1 protein-coding gene is annotated in these 1,422 nt (G+C 41.7%); it reads right to left on the bottom strand.

What is annotated here, in order from left to right; all coding sequences use genetic code 11:
* Window positions 1-9: 9 nt before the first annotated feature.
* A complete protein-coding gene (locus ACHBIE_RS10750) occupies window positions 10-1,182 on the bottom strand; it encodes an IS110 family transposase (protein WP_125266667.1) in 1,173 nt (390 codons plus the stop codon).
* Between the last annotated feature and the right edge of the window lie 240 nt (window positions 1,183-1,422).

Genomic DNA, 1,422 nt, shown 5'->3' with positions numbered 1-1,422 from the left:
TTTTTTATGTTAGGCTACTAGCTCGTCCCTAGTAGTCTTTTTCTGTGCTAAAAATTCAGGATACGTTATCTGCTCTTTTAAAAGGATATAAGCTATTTTTAATAATTGATGTGCGAGTGCAATTGTTGCTTTTTGTGAACCACGCCGACTTTGAATCTGATAAAATCGGTCTGCTAGAGGACTTCCTTTTTGTTTTTTGACAGCGAAAGCGGCCTGGCATAAACATTTCTTCAAATAAGAATTTCCGTGTCGAATCTTAGTACTTCGTTTTTTACCAGCACTCTCATTATTACCTGGACAAAGTCCAGTCCAAGAAGCTAAATGTCCAGCAGTGGGAAACTGACTCATGTCAACACCAACCTCAGAAATGATAACAGAAGCTGTAATGACATCAATGCCTGGGATGGAATCCAATATTTCTACATGGTTTTCATATTGTGATAGATAGACATTCATTCGCTCTTCCAACAACTCAATCTGCTTCTGATAAAAATCATAAATCTCTAAGGACTGCTTTAACATGAAGCGGTGATGGTCAGAAAAATAGCCATCCAAGGCTTCCAGAAGCTGCGGCACTTTCTTCTTCAAGCTGGTGTAAACTGATTGATGGACAATACGAGGTGTAATAGGCGTCCCATCAACCAGTAGCTGAAGGAGATTGCGACCAGATAGCCCCATAATATCTTCGATATAGGTTGTTAGCTTGATGCCACCTGACTGAAGAATTTTATGGATACGGTTGGTTTCTCGATTGCGACTTTCCACATAATGTTTTCGTTGTCTGGTCAACTCCCTCAATTCTTGAATGGTTTCATCGGGAACGAAACTCCGAGGAAGCAGCCCAATCCGTGTTAATTTGGCTATCCAGTGAGCATCCTTCTTGTCGGTTTTCTGACCTGGAATAGCCTTCATGTGGGCTGGTTGAGCGAGTATCAACTTGAAGTCATCACATAGAGCATGCCAGACAGGTCGCCAATAAACACCTGTGCTTTCCATACCAACAGCTTCCACATGAAATTGACTGAGAAAATCGTGGCAAGCACGTAGGCCTTTAGTCGTTGTATCAAACGTAGCCGTCTCACGCTTTGGACGAGTTGAGGTGAGTGGTCCATGTAGGATACAGACAACGATATTGGCTTGATGGATATCAATACCTGCACAAGATTGATAGAGAACATCCATGACAATTCCCTCCTTCTAAAAATTAGAGAGCTTATCTACTGATTTTTAGTCGTATTTTTATACTCATGCCTATCGCATATTTTGGGGTGCTCGTCAGTAGAGTGGGTTAGTTTTTCCCGCGATGACTAACATCATTAACTCGTCAACCACAAAGCCCTCACTAAGATTATACACCTAGTGAGGGCTTTATGTTCGTTTTCATTATTCTGTGGGTGAGGGCGAAGCCATCATGGATGTCTT

The sequence above is a fragment of the Streptococcus sp. A23 genome (genome assembly GCF_043674155.1).
Lineage (GTDB): Bacteria > Bacillota > Bacilli > Lactobacillales > Streptococcaceae > Streptococcus > Streptococcus suis_V.
The sequence above is the reverse complement of the archived record's forward strand: the minus strand, read 5'-3'. Positions and strand labels throughout refer to the sequence as shown.

What these genes read in the sequence shown, in the direction of transcription:
- ACHBIE_RS10750 (WP_125266667.1), bottom strand. Translation starts at nt 1,182, where the DNA reads ATGGATGTTCTCTATCAATCTTGTGCAGGTATTGATATCCATCAAGCC.